Annotated in this window: 21 protein-coding genes, 1 rRNA gene and 1 riboswitch; of the genes, 17 read left to right on the top strand and 5 right to left on the bottom strand. The window is 50.3% G+C overall.

Going from position 1 to position 20620, the window contains the following annotated elements:
* Positions 1–155: 155 nt before the first annotated feature.
* Positions 156–256, top strand: a riboswitch (purine riboswitch).
* A 168-nt stretch (positions 257–424) separates the two neighbouring features.
* Both Q5741_RS09505 and Q5741_RS09500 read left to right on the top strand, forming a co-directional pair.
* Positions 425–1006, top strand: coding sequence for a xanthine phosphoribosyltransferase (locus tag Q5741_RS09505; protein WP_305024054.1), 582 nt, complete (start codon positions 425–427; stop codon positions 1004–1006).
* A gap of 4 nt (positions 1007–1010) precedes the next feature.
* A complete protein-coding gene (locus Q5741_RS09500) occupies positions 1011–2354 on the top strand; it encodes a nucleobase:cation symporter-2 family protein (RefSeq protein ID WP_305023854.1) in 1344 nt (447 codons plus the stop codon).
* A gap of 55 nt (positions 2355–2409) precedes the next feature.
* Here Q5741_RS09500 and Q5741_RS09495 read toward each other — a convergent pair whose 3' ends face one another.
* The 4 genes from Q5741_RS09495 to Q5741_RS09480 form a co-directional block, all read right to left on the bottom strand.
* Positions 2410–2748 (bottom strand): DUF4870 domain-containing protein, encoded by a 339-nt coding sequence (locus Q5741_RS09495; RefSeq protein ID WP_305023853.1) that lies wholly within the window; start codon positions 2746–2748, stop codon positions 2410–2412.
* Positions 2749–2897: 149 nt separating this feature from the next.
* A complete protein-coding gene (locus Q5741_RS09490) occupies positions 2898–3179 on the bottom strand; it encodes a transposase (protein ID WP_305023852.1) in 282 nt (93 codons plus the stop codon).
* 102 nt (positions 3180–3281) lie between these two features.
* Positions 3282–4427 (bottom strand): MGDG synthase family glycosyltransferase, encoded by a 1146-nt coding sequence (locus Q5741_RS09485; protein WP_305023851.1) that lies wholly within the window; start codon positions 4425–4427, stop codon positions 3282–3284.
* A 79-nt stretch (positions 4428–4506) separates the two neighbouring features.
* The gene (locus Q5741_RS09480; RefSeq protein WP_305023850.1) at positions 4507–5529 is read right to left on the bottom strand and encodes a serine hydrolase domain-containing protein; all 1023 of its coding nucleotides are present in this window, start codon (positions 5527–5529) and stop codon (positions 4507–4509) included.
* 362 nt (positions 5530–5891) lie between these two features.
* Here Q5741_RS09480 and Q5741_RS09475 point away from each other — a divergent pair, with 362 nt between their 5' ends.
* The 14 genes from Q5741_RS09475 to Q5741_RS09410 all read left to right on the top strand — a co-directional run bounded on the left by Q5741_RS09475 (position 5892) and on the right by Q5741_RS09410 (position 18938).
* Positions 5892–6080, top strand: coding sequence for a hypothetical protein (locus Q5741_RS09475; RefSeq protein WP_018887082.1), 189 nt, complete (start codon positions 5892–5894; stop codon positions 6078–6080).
* Positions 6081–6304: 224 nt separating this feature from the next.
* The gene (gene map / locus Q5741_RS09470; protein WP_305023849.1) at positions 6305–7054 is read left to right on the top strand and encodes a type I methionyl aminopeptidase; all 750 of its coding nucleotides are present in this window, start codon (positions 6305–6307) and stop codon (positions 7052–7054) included.
* Between the two features lie 202 nt (positions 7055–7256).
* Positions 7257–7982: a hypothetical protein gene (locus Q5741_RS09465; RefSeq protein ID WP_305023848.1), complete on the top strand. Its 726-nt coding sequence runs from the start codon at positions 7257–7259 to the stop codon at positions 7980–7982.
* Between the two features lie 68 nt (positions 7983–8050).
* Positions 8051–8446 carry a GntR family transcriptional regulator gene (locus Q5741_RS09460; RefSeq protein WP_305023847.1) on the top strand — a complete coding sequence of 132 codons (396 nt, stop codon included), beginning with the start codon at positions 8051–8053 and terminating at the stop codon, positions 8444–8446.
* A 1-nt stretch (position 8447) separates the two neighbouring features.
* Complete coding sequence (locus Q5741_RS09455) at positions 8448–9395, top strand: ABC transporter ATP-binding protein (protein WP_305023846.1); 948 nt, start codon at positions 8448–8450, stop codon at positions 9393–9395.
* Positions 9392–10294: an ABC transporter ATP-binding protein gene (locus Q5741_RS09450; protein WP_305023845.1), complete on the top strand. Its 903-nt coding sequence runs from the start codon at positions 9392–9394 to the stop codon at positions 10292–10294. The genes Q5741_RS09455 and Q5741_RS09450 overlap by 4 nt, the downstream gene beginning before the upstream one ends.
* Complete coding sequence (locus Q5741_RS09445; protein ID WP_305023844.1) at positions 10287–11582, top strand: ABC transporter permease; 1296 nt, start codon at positions 10287–10289, stop codon at positions 11580–11582. The genes Q5741_RS09450 and Q5741_RS09445 overlap by 8 nt, the downstream gene beginning before the upstream one ends.
* Before the next feature lie 41 nt (positions 11583–11623).
* Positions 11624–12844 carry a TraB/GumN family protein gene (locus Q5741_RS09440; RefSeq protein ID WP_305023843.1) on the top strand — a complete coding sequence of 407 codons (1221 nt, stop codon included), beginning with the start codon at positions 11624–11626 and terminating at the stop codon, positions 12842–12844.
* Positions 12845–13081: 237 nt separating this feature from the next.
* Entirely contained in the window at positions 13082–13486 is a 405-nt protein-coding gene (locus Q5741_RS09435; RefSeq protein WP_305023842.1) for a VOC family protein, read from the top strand.
* A gap of 139 nt (positions 13487–13625) precedes the next feature.
* The gene (locus tag Q5741_RS09430) at positions 13626–13904 is read left to right on the top strand and encodes a hypothetical protein (protein ID WP_305023841.1); all 279 of its coding nucleotides are present in this window, start codon (positions 13626–13628) and stop codon (positions 13902–13904) included.
* A 138-nt stretch (positions 13905–14042) separates the two neighbouring features.
* Positions 14043–14783 carry a polysaccharide deacetylase family protein gene (locus Q5741_RS09425; RefSeq protein WP_305023840.1) on the top strand — a complete coding sequence of 247 codons (741 nt, stop codon included), beginning with the start codon at positions 14043–14045 and terminating at the stop codon, positions 14781–14783.
* 210 nt (positions 14784–14993) lie between these two features.
* Complete coding sequence (locus Q5741_RS09420; protein ID WP_305023839.1) at positions 14994–16178, top strand: aminotransferase-like domain-containing protein; 1185 nt, start codon at positions 14994–14996, stop codon at positions 16176–16178.
* Between the two features lie 372 nt (positions 16179–16550).
* Entirely contained in the window at positions 16551–17441 is an 891-nt protein-coding gene (murB, locus tag Q5741_RS09415) for a UDP-N-acetylmuramate dehydrogenase (protein WP_305023838.1), read from the top strand.
* A 378-nt stretch (positions 17442–17819) separates the two neighbouring features.
* On the top strand, positions 17820–18938 hold the full coding sequence (locus Q5741_RS09410; protein WP_305023837.1) for a DNA alkylation repair protein: 1119 nt from the start codon (positions 17820–17822) through the stop codon (positions 18936–18938).
* 42 nt (positions 18939–18980) lie between these two features.
* On the opposite strand, the gene cyoE is transcribed toward Q5741_RS09410, so the two are convergent.
* The gene (cyoE, locus tag Q5741_RS09405) at positions 18981–19847 is read right to left on the bottom strand and encodes a heme o synthase (RefSeq protein WP_305024053.1); all 867 of its coding nucleotides are present in this window, start codon (positions 19845–19847) and stop codon (positions 18981–18983) included.
* Positions 19848–20546: 699 nt separating this feature from the next.
* On the opposite strand from cyoE, the gene Q5741_RS09400 reads away from it, so the two are divergent.
* Positions 20547–20620: ribosomal RNA gene (locus Q5741_RS09400) — 16S ribosomal RNA — on the top strand; the annotation flags it as partial.

Here is a 20620-nt window from a genome sequence, read left to right as displayed (position 1 = left end):
ATACTCAATTTCTATCAGAGCATGGCAGATTGATCGTCGGTTTGAATTCGATGACAGGCGGCTGTGCACATGAAGAACTGACGCAAATCAGCACTCTTCCTATTTCGCAATAGTGACTTATACAATCTGCTTGAATGAATAGACCCGCTGTTAGGCGTGGTTATCATATCACTTCTCGTATAGGTGCAGGAATTGGCCTGCATGTCTCTACCCGATCACCGGAAATGATTGGACTACGGGAGAATGAACCGCTGTGCTTGTGTACCCTTTAGGGGGACTCAGGTGTCCTTCGTGTTCTGTTTCCCGAGGCTGAACAGCCCGTCCCATCTATCCGGTGCATACCGCGGCAGGGACGGGCTTTTTGTTGTGGGTTGTGCGGTTTCAGATCAGAGTCAGATACAGAATGAGGGAGGCGGCAGAACCGATGGAGCTGTTGAAGAACAAGGTATTGCAGGAAGGGAAAGTATTAAGTGGTAAGGTATTAAAAGTGGACTCGTTTTTGAACCACCAGATGGATCCGGTACTGATGAAGGAAGTGGGACGCGAGTTTACGCGCCGCTTTGACGGGGAACGGATTACGAAGGTGCTGACGATAGAATCATCCGGCATAGCGCCGGGCATTATGACTGCGCTGGAATTGAATGTGCCCATGATTTTTGCACGTAAGCAGAAATCGCTGACACTTCGTGAAGATATTTTTGTAGAAAAGGTATTCTCCTTCACCAAGCAGGAGACCAACGAGATCACGGTGTCCCGCAAATTCATTCAGCCTGGCGAGCGGGTGCTGATCGTAGATGATTTTTTGGCCAACGGCGAAGCTGCATTCGGACTGGCCCGGATCGTGGAGCAGGCTGGAGCGGAAGTGGCTGGTATCGGTATCGTGATTGAGAAGGCGTTCCAGCCGGGACGCCGTGTGCTGAAGGAAGCAGGTTACCGGGTGGAGTCGCTGGTTCGCATCGGGTCCCTGGAAGATGGACAAGTAACTTTTGCAGAGGATGGGGAGTAGGAGCATGTCAAAGAATCTTGTTTTTCGCAAAAATCGTCATCCCTTCAAGACAGTCTCGCTCGGCATCCAGCATGTGCTGGCCATGTATGCGGGAGCTGTGGTTGTACCGCTGATCGTCGGCGGCGCACTGAATTTCACCTCAGCCCAGCTGACCTACCTGATTGCCATTGACCTGCTGATGTGCGGTGTCGCTACCCTGCTGCAGGTGTTCGGGAACCGCTGGTTCGGAATCGGCCTGCCGGTGATGCTGGGCTGTGCTTTCCAGGCAGTATCGCCGATGATTATGATCGGGACGCGGTACGGTGTAGGGGCCATCTATGGCGCCATTATTATCTCGGGCTTGTTCATTCTGCTGTTCTCCGGCCTGTTCGGCAAGCTGATTCGTTTGTTCCCGCCGGTCGTGACCGGCTCGGTTGTCACGATTATCGGGGTAACGCTGGTACCTGTAGCCCTGACCGATCTGGGCGGCGGACAAGGTGCCAAGGATTTTGGCAGTCCGCTGAATCTGTGCCTTGGCTTTGGTGTGCTGGTGTTTATCATTCTCGTTAACCGGTTCGCCAAGGGGTTTATGCGATCCATCTCGGTTCTGCTCGGTTTGATCCTCGGAACGATAGTTGCAGCCTTCTTTGGTAAAATCGATCTGACGCCGCTGCAGGAGGCCAGCTGGATCCACGGCATTCAGCCGATGTACTTTGGCAAGCCGGTGTTCAACCTGTCCGCCATCATCACGATGGTGCTGGTCTCTATTGTCAGCGTAGCGGAATCTACCGGTGTCTTCATGGGTCTTGGCAAGATCGTGGGTAAAGACGTGACCTCCAAGGATCTGACGCGCGGTTATCGAGCGGAAGGAATTGCGATCATGCTGGGCGGTCTATTCAACTCTTTCCCGTATACGACCTATTCCCAGAATGTGGGCCTGGTGCAGCTGAGCCGGGTAAAGACTCGTGACGTCATCATGGTGGCCGGCGGCTTCCTGGTGCTGATCGGTTTTGTACCAAAAATTGCGGCGCTGACCCAGTTGGTACCAACTTCTGTACTCGGTGGAGCTATGGTTGCGCTGTTCGGCATGGTCGTCTCCTCTGGCATTCGAATGCTCGGTGATCAGGTCGATCTGAACCGTTACGAGAACCTGTTCATTATTGCCTGCTCGGTCGGTATGGGACTGGGTGTAGAGGTTGTGCCGGATCTGTTCGCACAGATTCCGGAAGAAGCAAGGATCCTGCTCGATAATGGAATTGTTGCAGGCAGTGTAACAGCGATTGTCATGAATCTGCTATTTAACGGCTGGTCAGCCAGCAAGCAGCGATCCGTTTCAGATACAGCTGTAGAGAAGGAGCATGTCGCTTAGGCGGCATGCTTTTTTTGTGTGCAAGAATGGAATGAGGAGTACGGGGTTAAGCGGGTCACAAATTCCGGGACTGCTTCAAGGCGATTTCCCCTATCCAAGGGACCGTGGTCCACTTACCCTGCAGAGCCTGCAAGGCGAGGAAGAGCCAGATCAATATGGTGGCCAAGGATAGCATGGAGGCAAGCAGCGGACCGACAAAAGGAACGAAGCCTGCAAGCACATGTCCGGCCACGATTACCCCGAAGGCTAGAAGAGACTGCAGCGCATGAAACAGCACGAAACGGCTCCGCTTCTCCACGACGAGGAAGAAGAGGGCGCCTGCGAACAGAAACAGATAGCATAACATCGAGGCGACGTTATCATTCAGGCCGGTTGAAGATTTGAATGGCGACATTCAGCCATCCCTCCCTTTGTCCTTATTAGTTCAACTTATGTAAGGAAAGGGAAGATCATGTCCTTCAAGAACCGGCTTACTCTATCTACGGCACGTCAAGCAGACAGCATCCAATGGAGCTGCCTGCTTGAACCATGTGGATCGTTTTCTTACCGGTCTCCAGTCTCCAAATGCCTGCGGGGGTGGGTAACTTTACCGGCTTTGTCCGCATCATTTTTCTTGGGAATGAGGTCCGGATCTGTCTGGCCGGTAGGATTCGTGTCGTACATATATTCCTGCAGCTTCCACTCCGTTGTTCCGAGCACAACGTCAGACGGAAAATGCTGCCCGCGGTGCAGGTGCTCCTCATGTCCGGCTTCGTCGGTATAGACGCCGTCCACTTCCACCTTTTCTCCGGAGACCGGATACATTTCCTTCGATTCACGGCTCATGACTCAGGCTCCTTTCGCAGCTGATCCTATGGATGAAATATTGAAGCATGATCCTCCATAATGTACCCCCGGCTGGCGGGAATTATCCGATCTGCTCTTACTTCATACAGGTTGAAGCACTGCTTGGACCGGTTGAAACCACTGACGCCAGATATCCTCGGCAATATGATCCGCTGCCTGCGGTTTACACAGAGCTTCAATCCGGTTTACCATAGCGGCTTCACGGTCCGGATCGTGGAGTATGCCGACAAGTTCCCGGGTCAGCTCTGCAGGATTATAGGCGATCACTGCGGCGCCTTTTTTCTGCAGGTAGAGGGCATTGTTCCGCTCCTGTCCGGGGACAGGCTTATAGATAAAGATAGGCAGCCTGCACGACAGACTCTCCGAGAGCGTAATGCCGCCGGGCTTCGTGATAATACAATCGCTGGCATGCATCAGGGACTGAATCTGCTCAACAAATCCGAATATATGGATGCTGCTGTCACCAGCAAACCGCTTCTTCAGCGTTTCCTTAAGTTCACGGTTGCGGCCGCAGACAATAATTTGCTGGATATCCGGCTGGTGCTGAAGCCGCTCACAAATATCGCTGATATCCTGCATAACACCATAAGCACCGCCCATAATCAGTACAGTCCTTTTGCCGTGATCCAGCTTCAGCTGCAGGGACATCCCAACTTTCTCGTGAGAAGCAGAGCTGAACATGGACTTAAGCGGAATGCCTGTAGCGACGATCCGCTGTGCCGCAATTCCTTTGGCTTCAGCCTCGGATTTGAGATCATCAGTGGCAACATAATAGCGGTCGATGTCTGGATGCAGCCAGCGCCCGTGCAGATCAAAGTCGGTAACGACATTGACGATGGGCAGATGAAAACCTGCTGTACGGCGCAGTTTTGGGAGCCCGAGCTGGGGGAAGGTGTGAATGACCAGATCCGGGTCTTCGCGGTCCAGATACTGTGACAGCTTACCCAGCCCGAAGGAATGCAGCCAATTGGCGAATGGGGATTCACTCTGCATCCCTTTGGTCATGTTATATACCCATCCGTACAGTTGGGGGAATGTTTTGAAGCTTTGCATATATATAAATTTGGTTAGTTCATTCAAAAGAGGATGCGCCTCGGCCATCAGGTCGAGTAAAACTACAGAGCAGTCCATACATTTGCAGAGGCTCGCTTCGATGGCTTTGGCAGCCTGATAATGCCCGTCTCCATAGCTGGCATACAGAATCATGATTTTTGGCTTGTGTGCCATCGGTTAACCCTCCCTCGTTTCCTATAACCACTTCATCATCTTTTCCCCATTATCCTATCCAATCCCTGCCTATTCCATGTCACTGCATGGCCGGTAAAATATATCGCTGCAGCAGGGAACGAGGGTTCTTCCAGCGGCTAACCTTGCTGTCTGCGGTGAAGATCACCGCAGCGTTTTGGCCGGGAAGCAGATACACCTGTTGTCCGCCATGTCCATGGGCACAGACAAAATCGGCTTCGTTAATTCGCCCGGTCCACCACTGATACCCGTAATTTCCGAAGGCCGGATACCCCTCTGCATGTACCGCATGTGCTGTCTTCAGCCAGGCGGTCGGAATTAGCGGCTGCCCTTCCCAGCGGCCGCCATCCAGGCAGCAGAGCGCAAATTTGGCCAAGTCTCTGGAGGTTAACGCGAGCCCGACATGCCCCATCGTGTGTCCATCCGGACTGGATGGCCAGGCGACATGGGATATGCCGAGCGGTTCAAACAGGTGAGCACGTGCATACGAGTAGGCATCCTTTCCCGTGCTTTCCGACAGGACGGCGGACAGCAGATGGGAATCTGTGCTCCGGTACTGAAAGCGGCCAAACATCTCTTCCTGAACCGGCAGGCGCATGGCAAAACGGGCCCAGCTCCGGCTGCGGTGGAAGCGCGGAATGAATGCTTCACCCAGCTTTTTGCCTGTCTTCCAGTAGAATCCGGCGGTCATCGTCAGCAGATGATGCAAGGTTACCCGCTCCAGCAGGGGATCCTCCCGCTGTGGGGCATAACAGGCAAGCAGGGATTTAACGTGTGTGTCCGGTCCAGGCAGATCTCCCCGGTTCATCCCAATCCCGATCAGGGTGGAGGTAAAGCTCTTGGTCGCCGAGCGCAGATCGTTGAGAGAAGAGGCGGTGTGGCCGTTATAATAGCGCTCCCAAATCAGCTGGCCCTCTCGTACGACCAGAAAGCTTCTCATCTTGGGAAATTGCTTGAGAATCATCTGATGTGCCTCTTCCAGCAGAAGCTCCTGAGTCTCTATCTTACCCCCGGTGCGGCCTGCCGGTATGGATGGCAGGCCTGCGACCGGGACCTGAAGAATGGGAGCCGGAATTGAATCCATGGTCAGAACTCCTCTCGCTCGTTTATTTATAATTTAACCCCGGTCGTCTGCGTAAATCCGCAAGGCGGAAATACCGATGAATAACATGTACCCGAAAATAGCATTGTAGTAAGACAGAGTACCATTTTTTGTCCAAAATAACGAAATGGAGGAAAGCTGTACGGCTTGCCGGAATATGCTACAATGAAGCTATGATTCAGTTTGAATCACTAAGGGTAATAAGAGTGTTAGGTAGCTGTCCTCCGTTGGCGGCATTCCCGACCTGAGCTGCAAACAGATTCTACTTCTTGGATCAAGCATCAGATCTTTTCGGCATTCTCTTCAACGAAGCAATTATTTTTACGTTTTGGGAGGGAGTTATCATGGCAACGAAAGGTCACAACGAAGTTAAAGAAAGTCTGCGGGAAATGACACGAATTTTCCGGCCCAAGGATCCAAAAAAATTCGTAAAGGAGTACGTCCGGAAGTACCGGATAACCGGAGGGTATGAAGAGGAACTAACGCTTGTCGTAGAGAACGAGCTGGGAAGGCTGAATTCTTCAGTTTCCTAGGCTGATTCGGCCCCAGGCTGGAATGAACGATTAGGCTGAAATGAGTTTTCTGGATAAGAGTCACGCCCGTTTCGGCGTCTCTGTATGAACATATATAATAAATAAGATGCAGCCGTCTTTGGCGCTTACAGCGCAGGACGGTTTTTTTGTGCTGTCTGCGCATAAGCATGGAGTAGAGCCTAAACTTGAGAACTGCATATAAGGCCCTGAGAGGAGATGGGGCAGTGGAGGTTGCAATCAGAACATCTGAGGAGATCGGTTACATCCGGGAAGCCGGGCGTATTGTAGCGGCCTGTCATGAACAGATTGCACAGTGGATTACACCTGGCATATCAACGATGGAGATTAACGAACGTGTGGAGGGCTTCATCCTGGGTGAACAGGCGGTGCCTGAGCAAAAGGGATTCAAAGGTTATCCCTACGCCACCTGTGCGTCTGTGAACGAGATTGTCTGTCACGGGTTTCCTTCGGATTACAGACTGAGGGAAGGGGACGTGGTTACCATCGATCTGGTTGTAAATAAGGACGGCTGGATGGCAGACCGGGGTTGGACTTATCCTGTAGGCAAAATAAACAGGCAGGCAGCGCATCTGCTGAAATGGAGTTTGAAGTCACTGATGGCAGGCATTGAAGCAGCATGGCCCGGCAGCACATTGGGAGATATCGGCTGCGCGGTCGAACGGACTGTCCGTCGCGGTAAAATCGGTGTGGTAAGGCCGCTTGTAGGCCACGGAATCGGACGTGAAATGCACGAGCCGCCGGATGTTGTTCACTATGGAGTCCGCGGGGAAGGGATGAGGCTGCAGAAGGGGATGGTGATTACCATTGAACCTGTATGCACCCTGGGCAGCACGGGTGCCGTGTTCTGGGGAGAGGACGGCTGGACGATAACCAGCGCGGATGGCAGCTGGGGTGCACAATATGAACATACGCTAGCAATCACGGCGGAAGGTCCCCGAATTTTAACAGGCTGATATAAGGGTGGCAGCAAACGAGCGGCCGGCAGCAAAAGCGCTGTCGGTCATTTTTTGTGCGGAGTGGATTTCACGTGATTGGAATGAAAAGGAAAAATAAGGTTGACAAAGGAAGAGTTATCCGTGTATAGTGTGTATAAAGATATACACAGTAATCACACTGAACACAGTTAAAGTTTTGTATAGAAAGCAGGCGATGGATATGAGTACATTCAAACAGGCGTGGTTGATAACACGCAGGGAAGTCTCGATAGATAGACTGCTGTTCCTGTGGAGTCTGCTGTTTATGATCTATACCGGTGGTGTGATCGGCAGTCTCATCCGAAGTGCCGTGCAGCAGCCGGAATGGCTGAGCCTGATGGTGGACTTTATGATGATGGCGTTTGTTCCTTTCACAGCTTTCTTCTTCAGTAGGCGATCCTTCAAGTATCTTCAGGAGGACTCCTACACCCAAATGCTCGCGTATATGCGTATCCTGCCGATCCCGGTCAAGGCCGTTATTGTCAGTAGGGTTCAACAGCTGCTTATCGCGGTCGTCCTTAACGGAATTGTGTTCTATGGCATCATGTATGTGGCTGTGTTTACCGGAAATCCAAGTGTCCACACAGATGTCATATCTTATCTCGGCTTTGTGTTGACTTGGGTAGGTTACACAATGATTGTGAATGGTCTTTATATCTATCTGGAATTCCTGAATCATGGTAAAAAGTATTTCTGGACCTCGCTCGTCGTTATGGCGTTCGCCTTGGTTGCTGCTGCTGCCGCAAAGTGGATGGATGTAAACGTGCTGAAATGGACGATGAGCGTAAGCCGTGATTGGGGTCTTGCATCACCGCTGATGTGGGTCTCCCTGCTGGCGGGTGCCTTGATACTCCGGATTATGTGTGGTGTCACACTGAAGAAATTAAACAGACGCAGTCTGCTGTAAGGGGCAGCTGAGAAGAATAAGGAAGAGGGCCCTGGATCGTTACAGCGGCCGAAGGTGAGGTGCATGAATTGAATATACCGATTCAGATAAACGAGAACAGCGCTGAACCGCTCTATCACCAGATTGAACAGCAGCTGCGGTCATTAATCATTACGGGACAGATCGAGGAGGGAACACTTTTGCCATCGATACGGGAATTTGCCAGTGGATTGAACTGCAGTGTCATCACGGTACGCCGGGTTTATCAGGATTTAGAAGGGGAGGGGCTGCTGCGAACACGGCAGGGAACAGGAACCTTTGTGGCGAAGGTTGATGCCGGCCAGAGGGACTCCTACAGGGAATCGGCAGTCCGGCAAGCCTTAGCTGCGGCTATGGATACCGGCAGATCTGTCCATTTTACGAAGGAGGAAATGCGGTTCCTGTTCGATGAGATTTTATCCGAGAAGTATGGAAAGGAGGAGTAGGATGAAGGCGAGTATAGACACAGCAGCTGAATATTTGATCGAGTTGAAAGGTGTATTCAAAGCCCGCAGCCGCCAGGCGATTGGTCCCTTGGACCTGAAGCTGCCTGCAGGTTATGTAGTAGCTCTCGTAGGACAGAACGGTTCCGGCAAATCAACCCTTATGAATCTAATGACCCAGCTCATTCAGCCGGATGCAGGTGAGTTGCGCTGGTTCGGTGAATCTTATCCGGAGGGTCTTCCTCCAGAGGTCAGGCAGAGAATCGGCTATGTTCCTGAAAATTTCAGTGTTGAAGAGAACCGGATGACCGTGGAACAGGCAGCGGAATTCCGCTCCTACTGGTATCCGGACTGGGATCAGGCAAGGTTTGAAGCTCTGCTGGACCGGTTCAAGGTGCCGCGGGGAACGAAGCTGTCCAAGATGTCGAAAGGGGAGCGGCGCAAATTCGAGATCGCGGCTGCACTGGCTCCGCATCCAAGACTGCTGCTGCTGGATGAGCCGTCGTCAGGATTTGATCCTTTTGCATGGAAGATCATGCTGGAGGAACTGCGCGCCTGTCTTGAAGAGGACGGGACGACGATTCTTCTGGCCACCCATATCGTCGATGAGATCAAGCGGCTGGCTGATTATATTGTGCTGATCCACCGTGGACGCATTCTGGGAAGGGCAGAGAAGGACTCCCTGATGGAGAGCTGGAAGGAGATCTGGTTTGAAGGCAGTGCTGAAGATGCAGCTGATCTGCCGGGTGTGGCCGAGCATAGTGAAGAAGGCAGCGGCCTGCAGCGGGTCGTTACGATGGAAGCCGCAGCAGCGGGTCAATTGATTGCACAGTCCGGCCTGCGGCTGCTGCGAACACGGAATCTGGAGCTTGATGATATTCTCAGCTACTGGATCGCAGGCCGGGTTCCATCAGGCATCGAACATTCTGGGGAAGGGGAAGGTTATCAATGAAGAGACTGCAGCTGGAGCATGTTTACAAGCAATATGCAGACAAGACGGCCGTTAACGGTATATCGCTGGAGGTAGAAGAGGGCGAGATTTATGGTCTGCTGGGTGCAAATGGCGCCGGTAAGACGACTTCCATGCGTATGGTATTAGGGCTTATTTATCCGGATGGAGGTAACATTCTTTATAATGGCAAGGGTTACAGCAAAGAGCTGCAGCATCTCATGGGTTATCTTCCTGAGGAGCGCGGGCTGTACCCGAAGATTAAGGTCAGTGAACAGATTATCTATCTGGCCCGGCTGCGCGGTATGAGTGAGAAGGAAGCTGATAAGAGCCTGCGTCACTGGCTGGACCGCTTCCAGGTACCTGAGTATTACGATAAGAAAATCGAAGAGCTGTCCAAGGGCAATCAGCAGAAAATGGGCTTTATCGCAGCCGTGGTGCACCGTCCGCAGATCCTTATTCTTGACGAGGCATTCAGTGGACTGGATCCGGTGAACGTGGAGCTGCTTAAGGCAACCGTCAAGGAGCTGCGTGATGCGGGTACAGCGATCCTGTTCTCGACCCACCGGATGGAGCATGTCGAAGAGCTCTGCCGCAATATCTCAATACTGCACCGAGGCAATACGGTTGTGCAGGGCAGTATCCATGAGATCAAGAATCGCTATCCGCGTGAAGAGGTGAAGCTGGTGACCGCCGGGCAGGTGTCGGGACTCGAGCAGATCCAGGGCGTGACTGCGGTTGAGCCGCTGGAGCGTGGATACAGTATCCGCATCTCAAACCCGTCAGCGGCCCAGAGCATTCTTCAGGCTGCCATGACGCAGACGAACGTTGAGCATTTTGAGATCAAGGAGCCTACATTGAATCAGATCTTTATCCGGGAGGTTGGGGAATCCAATGAATAAGATCGGAACCATTATCGGATTTACGTATCGGCAGAAGGTGAAAACGAAGTCCTTCATCATTACTACTTTAATTCTGGCTCTGCTGCTGACGATCGGGATGAACGTGCCCTATCTGATCTCGGTCTTCAAAGGCGAAGACGCCGGCCAGTCGGGCAAACCGGCCAGCATTGGCCTGATCACGGGAGAGCAGCCGGATATCGCGGCAGAACTTGAGAAATTCATGAGCTCCATGCAGCTGCCGACGGTGAAGTGGGTGGAATATACCTCGACGGACGACGCCAAGCTAAAGCAGGATATGGCAGATGAGAAAATAACAGCTTATCTTCATTTCGAGAATTCTTCTAACTCGTCATTCCCGCAGGCTGAACTGGTCTATAAGGAGGATACCCCTTCTGCAGCAGTCATGAACTCGATCCAAACGGTGCTCCAGAGCGCTAAGATTACAACCGTGGGACAGGGTAAGCTGTCCGAACAGCAGATTAATGAATTAAGCAGTCCGGTAACGATTGAGAGCAAGGAATATGCAGATGCAAGCGGTAACGCAGAAGGGCCTGCGATGCAGGCTGATGATGCACGAATTAACTATGTTGTCGTGTATCTGCTCATGATCCTGTTCTTCTCCACCATGATGATGACCGGGAATATGATCGCTTCTGAGGTTACTGCGGAGAAGAGCTCCCGGATCATGGAGATTCTGATTACGAGCGTGTCGCCGCTGCAGCAGATGTTCGGCAAGATTATCGGTATCTTCCTCGTGGGACTTACGCAGATTGTTGTGTTCGGTCTGGTCATCGGAGGGAACCTTGCGCTGCCGCATAACCGTTCCGTGCTTGGTGATTACCAAATTAACGTGACGGATATCAACATAAGTGTACTGGTGTATGGCCTGATCTTTTATGTTCTTGGTTACTGCCTGTATGCAACCTTGTTTGCAGCGGTGGGTTCACTTGTCAGCCGTACCGAGGAGCTGGGCCAGGCAGTCATGCCGATTACGATGCTGTCTTTGGTCGCTTTCTATATTGGGATCTTCAGCATCGGAACACCGAACTCTATGCTGATTAAAGTGGCTGGATATATTCCGTTCACGTCACCAACAGCGATGCTGGTCCGAATCGGTATGAATCGTGCAGCCATGTGGGAGATTTGGTTGTCCATTACATTGCTCCTCGTTGCCATCCTGTTCTTTGGCTGGTTGTCCGCGAAGATCTACCGTACGGGGGTTCTGATGTATGGCAAGCGGCCGTCTCTGAAGGAGCTTCGCAAGGCGATGAAAGCTTACAAGATCTAATTGAGCATGCATTCTAACTCTGAACGAACAGGAGGATTAACATGAGGAATTGGAAAAAAGCGTTTCTATCCCTGATGATTTCAACCAGCATGCTGGCGGCCGCAGTGCCTGCCATGGCAGCCCCGGCTTCGCCCTCCCAACAGCCAGTCCTGAAGATTAATAATCAGAAGATGGACTTTGCTTCCGACAGTGCGCCAATCATGGAGCAGGGGACGACGATGGTACCGCTGCGCAATACCTTGAAGGCGCTGAAAGTGCAATTGACGGCTGTGAATAACGGGACCATCTATGCGGTGGTGAACGGCAAGAGCGTCATGCTGACCGGCAAGACCAAACTGATCAACGGTGTGACCTATGTGCCGATCCGGACCGTAGGCGACGCGGCTGGCTACGAGGTGCGGTGGGATCCGGCCTCCCGCACGGTACTTCTCATCTCCAAGGCAACGAAGGAAGCGGCACGCGGCTTTATGTGGGAAGTGAAAAACAACGGGAATACCGTCTATCTCGTAGGCTCCATGCATATTGCAGATGACAGCTTTTACCCGCTGCGCTCCGAATTTGAGCAGGCTTTTGCCGAGGCGGATTACCTGGGTGTTGAGATCGACATCAGCAAGAGTGCTGACGAAGCACAGCAGAAGTTGATTATGAACATGGGGATGTATCAGGATGGTACGACCCTGAAGGATCATGTCTCCAAGGAAACGTATGCGAAGGTTGGAGAGGTGCTGAAACAGAACGGTCTGAAAGCCAATGCGCTGGATGCATTCAAGCCCTGGGTTGTTGAGACGACGATCAGCAGCCTGAAGTCGGTCAAGGCCGGGTACGAGGCAGATCAAGGCATTGATCTATACTTTATCCAAAAAGCGGTGCAGCGTAAAATCCCGATTCTGGAGCTCGAATCCTATGAGTCTCAGCTGGGTATGTTTGACGGCTTCTCCAAGGAGCTGCAGGAGAAGAACCTGAATACAACGCTCGACAGCATTGATGTACTGGATGACACCGTAGACCAGATGGCCGACATGTGGAAGAAGGGCGATGATCAGGCACTGCTCGAATTAACCAACAGCATGGCAGGCGATGCAGAGTATAATCAAGCGATGCTGATTGACCGTAACATCGGTATGGCCGACAAGATCGACAGTTATCTGAAGAGCGACAAGAAAGCGGAATATTTCATTGTGGTCGGCGCGGCTCATTACCTCGGGGAGCATGGCGTGCTGAAGCTGCTGCAGGATAAAGGTTACGCGGTTGTGCGCAAATAGAACTTATCGATACCATTACAGAATAGTCCCTGAGAGATCCGTGCAAGTGCGGAGCTTCTGGGGCTTTCTTTTCTACAGAACGTTTGGGGAGCGGGTATCGCTGTGTTGAGCCCGAACGCCTCTGGAATCGGACACGCAGTGAGGCTGAAAAAATGCTAAAACACTACTGACATCACGCTGTCAGTAGTGTTTTTTTACAATTGGAGTAAGTAACGTGAAGGGAAGGGTGGTATTTTTATGAATTTGGCTTCTGTACGCATTATTACCGACGACGTGGATCGCCTCGTGGCGTTCTATGAGAAAGTAACGGGGGTTCCGGCAGAACGTCCAGCGCCTGTCTTTGCCGAGCTCGTGATGCCGTCGTGCACGTTGGCGATCGGCCACTCCCAGACGGTGCAGCTGTTCGGTGCTGGGTCTGCAGTGGCAGCAGACAACCACACGGTCATCATTGAGTTCCGCGTCTGCAATGTCGATGCCGAATACGAGCGCTTGAAGCCGGTTGTCGAAGAGTGGGTAAAGGAACCAACCACATTACCGTGGGGAAACCGTGCTATACTGTTTCGAGATCCTGACGGTAACCTGGTTAATCTCTTTACGCCGGTGACTGAGGAAGCAATCAAGCGGTTCAGCGACAGACCTTAACCTTGCTAAATATTGTATTGATGAGCTGCCCCAAAAACCCCTATATGCGTGGGGGCTCTTGGGGTATTTTCATTTGCTGCACCTGGAATAAGACAACTTCAATGCCGCATAACCCTGAAGAAGGGAAAGGGGGATCGGTGTGCTGCCAACCAACAAGATATTGACCATTCGAAGACAAAATCTTCGAAACCTGCTGGTGATCGACATGCTGCTGGGAACAGGCGTTTATTATGTTATCAAAACCGTCAGTGCCAGCCTGATCGTTGCATTTGTAGGCAGCTCGCTGGTGGGTGAAGGGTTGAAATGGGGATTAAGGCGTCCGAAATTTAAGGTGATTCCTTTTCGAATTCAGGAGCTGTCCGCAGGGCAAGGAGCTTCATCGGTTAAATCTATCAAATTCGTATTATTTACCAGATGAATCTGACAAAATCGTAACTCTACCGTAGTGTTTAAAGGGAGAAAGGCTCCAGGCTGATTTGATAGGATAGAATTAATCGCCAAGGATGCCAAGGGAGTTCATCTGGGGAAATACCGAATAAATGGGAGATTTATTATTATGCTACATACTCGTCGAATGCTTCAAACCACACTGGCTGTTATGCTTACCGTTACACTGCTCTGTCTGCAGTTTGCTGCTGCCAAACCGTCTGCTGCCCAAGCAGCCCAGAGCAAGACGGCTTCTAAAGTCATTTATCTGACCTTTGATGACGGGCCGACTCCCCATACGGATCAGCTGCTCAATATACTGGACCAGTATGGGGCCAAAGCGACATTCTTCATGCTAGGACCGCAAATGCAGAATTACCCGCAGGCCACACGGCGGATTGTGAATGAAGGGCACGGGACGGGTCTGCATGGCGTAACGCATGTACCGGGTAAATTCTATAGATCCGCCTACAGCGGATTGATTGAAATGCAGCAGGCGAATGCTGTACTGAACAAGGTGACCGGTGTAACTACCAGTCTGGTCCGGACTCCTTATGGCAGCAAGCCCTATCTTAAGACACCTTACCGCAATGTGCTGCTGTCACAAGGCGGATTCCATCTATGGGACTGGAACGTGGATTCTGAAGACTGGAGATACCCGAAAAATCATGACAAGGTCTATAACAACATCATGAACCAGATTCACCGTGTACAGAAGAGCGGAACGGAGCCCGTTGTGCTGATGCACGACCAGGCAGCCGTTCTGAATGTGCTGCCTCAAGTCCTGAAATCGCTGAAGTCCGAGGGGTATCAATTCAAAGTTTTGGACAAAAAGCTCCAGCCCGTCAACTTCTGGAATGACCATCGCTAAAGGGCGGCTGTGAAAAAGACCTTGACCATACTCATCGTAAATTATTATAATTAATCAATTCATTCATGTATGCGGGCGGTATTCTGCGAGAGCGATACCGGGTTACCGGCGAAACTTACGTGTACCGGAGCACCTGGTACATGTTCAGGATAGGGACCTCATCCACAGGATGTGTCCCTATCTTTTTTTACATCTATAGGAGGACAGATCATGCACAGTAAATTTGCTAGCAGAGTGAACAGAGTAAAGTCATCAGAGACAAGGGAAATATTGAAAGTAACGGAAAGACCGGAGGTTATTTCTTTTGCGGGAGGCCTGCCGGCTCCTGAGTTGTTCCCTATACAGCCGATTCAAGCGGCCAGTAACGCCGTTTTGGAAGAGAACGGGGCAGGCTCACTTCAATACAGTACGACAGAAGGATATATCCCTCTGCGGACGGTCATCTGCGGCAGGATGAAATCTATAGGTATTGAATCGGATATCAACAAGGTTCTGATTACTTCGGGTTCGCAGCAGGCCATTGATTTGACAGGCAGATTATTCCTGGAGGAAGGGGACACGATTATATGTGAAAGCCCGACATACCTGGCTGCTATCAATGCGTTCAAAATCTATAACCCCTCATTCGTTGAAGTCGAAATGGATCAGGATGGTATGATTATGGAAGAGCTCGAAGATCAATTGAAGAAGCATCCTGAAACTAAATTTATTTATACGATCCCGGACTTCCAGAACCCGACAGGCCGTACAATGTCTCGCTCCCGGAGAGAACGAATGATCGAGCTTGCGAATCAGTATGATGTGCTGATTGTAGAGGACAACCCTTACGGGGCTGTACGTTTTGCGGGTGAAGCGATACCTCCGGTCAAGCATTTTGATACGGAAGGCCGCGTCATTTATATCAGTACGTTCTCCAAAATTTTTGCACCAGGCCTTCGCCTGGGCTGGATCTGTGCAGATGAGCTCTTTATCGAGAAATATGTGGCATTGAAGCAATCCGTTGATCTGCATACGGATAGTTTTGCCCAAATGATCACTTTCAAGTATATGGAGCTCTATGATATTGATGCACATATTGAGACCATCAGAGCGGTCTACAAAGACAGATGCGACGTGATGCTCCGCTGTATTGATGAATTTTTCCCGGCGAATGTCGCTCATAGCGTTCCTGAGGGAGGGTTGTTTATTTGGGTAGAGCTTCCGAAGTCCCTGGATTCGAGAAAGGTGCTGGAAGAGTGCCTGAAGAATCATGTCGCGTTTGTCCCGGGAGCTCCTTTTTTCCCGAATGGAAAAGGAAATCATACGCTGCGCCTGAATTACTCCAATATGAATGAAGATCGAATTGTAGAAGGAATGAGACGTATTGGAGAGGTACTGCGTCAGCAGATAGGGTAACATGTCATAACCCTCACGGGCATCCGGCTGCCCGGAGTCGGACAGGCGAAAGGTAGACAGCATTTGCTGAAGCGGTAGTAACAAACAGGCTTTCCATCCGAGGTGAAAGCCTGTTTGTTATTTCTAAACAGGTTCATTGTAAGCCTATACGTTGACCTGCATTGTGTTATATTATCCAGGAAATGGATATTCCATTACGAAGTCATACAGGCACGCAGAGGGCATACGGACCATCTAATGTAGGGATCAACTCAAGGGTCTTTTATTATGCTCCGTAAAAGTGTACTATTTGTGGAGCTGTACAATTTAGTTCTGACATGATGGAACAACTTCACTCAGGACGGAAATGAACTTTTTTGGGAGTGCAATTTCATGAATTATTTTGACAATAAGATCCCCGCAGACAAAATCAAATATAATGAGCCGCTCAGGAATCACACCTTCATCCGCTTAGGAGGCTTGGCGGATATCCTGATTCATCCTACGACGAATGAGGAAGTTACAACGGTTGTACGGACGGCCAGGGAACATAACCTTCCGCTAACAATTCTGGGGAAAGGCTCCAACACGATTATCCGGGACGGCGGAATCCGGGGAGTTACGATCTCTCTCAGCAATTTCAATGAAATCCGGGTGGAGGGGAATGAGATTGTCTCCCAGAGCGGAGCTGATATTATTGACGTCTCCCGCAGGGCGCTTGACTACTCTTTGACCGGATTAGAGTTTGCCTGCGGCATTCCGGGAAGTGTTGGCGGCGCGCTGTATATGAATGCTGGTGCTTATGGAGGTCAGATCTCCGACGTGATTAAGAGTGCTCAAGTGCTGACCCGGGAAGGGGAGCTCTTGACGATTACCGGTGAAGAAATGCAGCTGGGCTACCGCAAAAGTATTTTCCGCAGCGACCAGTACATCATTCTGGATGCGGCGTTCCAGTTGGAAGCAGGCAATAAGGATCAGATTGCAGAGAAAATGAAAGAGCTAACGCATGCCCGGGAATCCAAACAGCCGCTTGAATATCCTTCCTGCGGAAGTGTGTTCAAGCGTCCGGTCGGCCACTTTGCCGGTAAGCTTATTCAGGATTGTGAGCTGCAGGGAACCCGGATTGGCGGTGCGGAGGTATCCATGAAGCACGCAGGTTTTATTGTGAATGTGGATAACGCGACAGCACAGGACTATCTGGATCTGATTGAGCATATTCAGCGTACGGTGCGTGAAAAATTTAATGTCGAGCTGGAGACCGAAGTCATCACATTAGGGGAATAGGGGATCAGACGCTGCCCCCTTATAGGATCGGCAGGAGATCAGAGGCTCACGAAAGAAATTTGTGCAGGCAAAACAGGGAGGCCAAGAATGGCTCTCCCTGTTTTGCAGTTTTGAACTGCAATAATGCTGTTTAGAATGTTGCCAGGATAATGACGAGCAGAATGTAGAGGACCAAAATCACTGTAGTAGAAGTATATCCCCTTACTGGGTTTACGCACTCGCTCATTGGATTCCCTCCTTGCCGCTGAAGCAATGATCGGTGTTCAACATAGCATATGTGCAATGTGATCTGGCGTTTTGGACCCTTACCCAGACGTATATGAGAATTTTGTTAACAGCTGTTCAGATTTCAAAATCGAGATTATAGGAGGGAGTCGCTTGGCTGAACCGCTCAAGAACTTGTATGATGAACCTTTTCTGAAGATGTTCGGAAATATCGTGCACTCAGCGTACACTTCATTTGATCAGGAAGGCTTTATAAAATCAGTGATGGCGAATCCATGGGAGGAACTGTCGCTCAAGGAGCGAATCCGCAAAATTACACACTCCCTGGGTGCCTTTCTACCGGCTTCCTACCCGCAGGCACTGACTATTTTACATAAAGTAAATGAAAGTTGTTCCGGTTTTCCCTATTTGATTTTGCCTGATTTCGTTGAAGTGTATGGACAGGCCGAGGAGCATTGGGAGGTCTCCATGCAGGCGCTGGAGGCTTTCACATCCCATTCATCAGCAGAGTTTGCCGTCAGACCCTTCATTCTGTCTCATCCTGATCGTATGATGGAACAGATGGCGCGATGGGCTCAGAGTGAGGACGAGCATGTGCGGCGGCTGGCCAGTGAGGGCTGCCGCCCGAGACTGCCTTGGGGGCAGGCGCTGGTTATCTTCAAAAAGGACCCGTCGCCGATTATGCGTATTCTGGAACAACTGAAAGCAGACCCTTCCCTCTATGTCCGCAAAAGTGTAGCCAATAACCTGAATGATATCGCCAAGGATCATCCCGGACTTGTAGTGAAGACGGCCCGCAGGTGGCTAGGGGAAAATGCCTATACTAATTGGATTGTACGGCATGGCTGCCGGACGCTGATACGCCAAGTTAATCCGGAAGTGCTGGCCTTGTTCGGGTATGCCAATCCAGAAGGTACAGCCGAGCTGGTGGAACAGGCGGTCGTTGAAGTGAGGCCTGGAACGGTCCGTATGGGCGAGGAATGCTTGCTTCGTTATTCGTTAGTTGTGCTGGGCGAAGGGGCACACCGGATCCGGATTGAGTATGGCATTGATTTTGTGAAATCAGGAGGAAAGGTCTCCCGTAAGAAGTTTCTTCTCTCCGACAAGACGGTTCCCGGGGGCAAACGGGTGGAGGGATCGAGAACTCACCGCTGGACCGACCTCACGACTAGAAAGCATTACCCGGGCCTGCATCGTATCGTGCTTCTGGTCAATGGACAAGAGACGGCATCAACGGAATTAATGCTTACGGATTTGAAATTAGAGCAATAAAAAAAGCCATAAGGACTATTTTGTCCTTAATGGCTTTTTCTTTTACTTGAAGATCAGTGCGATCAGGGTGTATGCAATGATGAACAAGTAGATCACTGTAATATGGTTGATGGAGAAGATGAACATGTGGTGGGACCACTTTTTGGTGTTCTCCTTGTCAAAGCTGACTACACTGTAGATCAGCCAGGCCAGGCTTGCAACAAAAGCAACCAGTGCTACCCAAGGGCTGAGTGTCCAGAAAAATACGCTCGACAATACGAGGAGCACCAGGTACACGTTAGTCTGGATGTACGTGCGTCGAATGCCTTTTACAACGGGCAGCATCGGTACACCTGCAGCTTTGTATTCGTCAAAACGGCGAATCGCGATCCCGTAAAAGTGAGGCATCTGCCACAGTACCATTGTAATGAAAAGCGCCCAGATTTCAAAATGGGCAAAATCCTGAGAGATGGCGGCCCATCCAATCAATGGAGGTACAGCCCCGGACAAGCTGCCTACTTCGGTATTATAAATGGTTCTCCGCTTGGTCCACATGGTGTAAGGCATCACATAGAGGAACAAGCCGAGCAGGCCGAAGAAAGCAGCAGCCGGTGATGCGATGTACAGAAGGATGGCTCCGATAACGCTCATAAGAATACCAATAATCAGGCCGGCTTTGGTATCGACTTGTCCGGTTACAGTAGGTCTGGTTTTGGTACGTTCCATGATAGCGTCGATATCCCGGTCATACAGGTTGTTGAAGGCGCCAGCGGAACCGATAATAAGAGCAGAGCCGACGAGAGCCAAAATGATGTTAACAATATTATCGACGAACGACAGATCAAATACATATAAAGCGATGGTCAAGCCTGCGAGCATGGCAATCAGGTTTGATTTGATGATCCCTGTCTTGATGGTGTCGAAGAACATCTTCGGCACAGAATCATATTCCAGCACCTTAGGCTGTGAACCATTATTCAATGTTCCCATTTTTTCACTTCCTATTTGTTTAGCTTCAATAATACCCACGCATAATTATAGCATCAGTTCGGTGTAAAGAATGAACAAGTTTGATGATTAATAATAATGCCACTTAATTTTGAATAATTACAGAACAATGCTTATTATAATTGACAAATGAATATCTGTATGATAAAAGATCGGGTTGTATGATGGGGGCTAGAAGACCTTTCTTCTATATTATAATATGAAAGATCGTCAGAGGCGGCGGCTGGATGTGATTCTGGATTTAATTATAGCAGTATAATATATGTAATAAGTAGAATTAACCCGCATGGACATGTGAAAACATTTAGGTTTGCAGGAAGACATGCTGGTATTATTTTCAACTTGTAATAAGCTTTTATACGTGGTAAATTATAAATCCGCCCGATAAACGAGTGGATAAGTTAAAGCAGTGAAGAAAACAATCGAAAAAAAGATGTTGACGAACTGCTTGGTAACATGGTATGATATAAAAGTTGTCACCGAGAAACACCGACAACGAACAAAATCCTTGATCTTTGAAAACTGAACAACGAGTGAGTATCGCTGTTGCGCAAGTAACAGCAAACAATGAGATTTATATCTCGTCAGATTCAAAATGAGCTTATCGCTCTTTTCAATACTTTATTGGAGAGTTTGATCCTGGCTCAGGACGAACGCTGGCGGCGTGCCTAATACATGCAAGTCGAGCGGGGTTT

Source organism: Paenibacillus lacisoli, from assembly GCF_030580655.1.
GTDB classification, from domain to species: domain Bacteria; phylum Bacillota; class Bacilli; order Paenibacillales; family Paenibacillaceae; genus Paenibacillus; species Paenibacillus lacisoli.
This window is presented reverse-complemented; position numbering and strand designations above follow the sequence as displayed.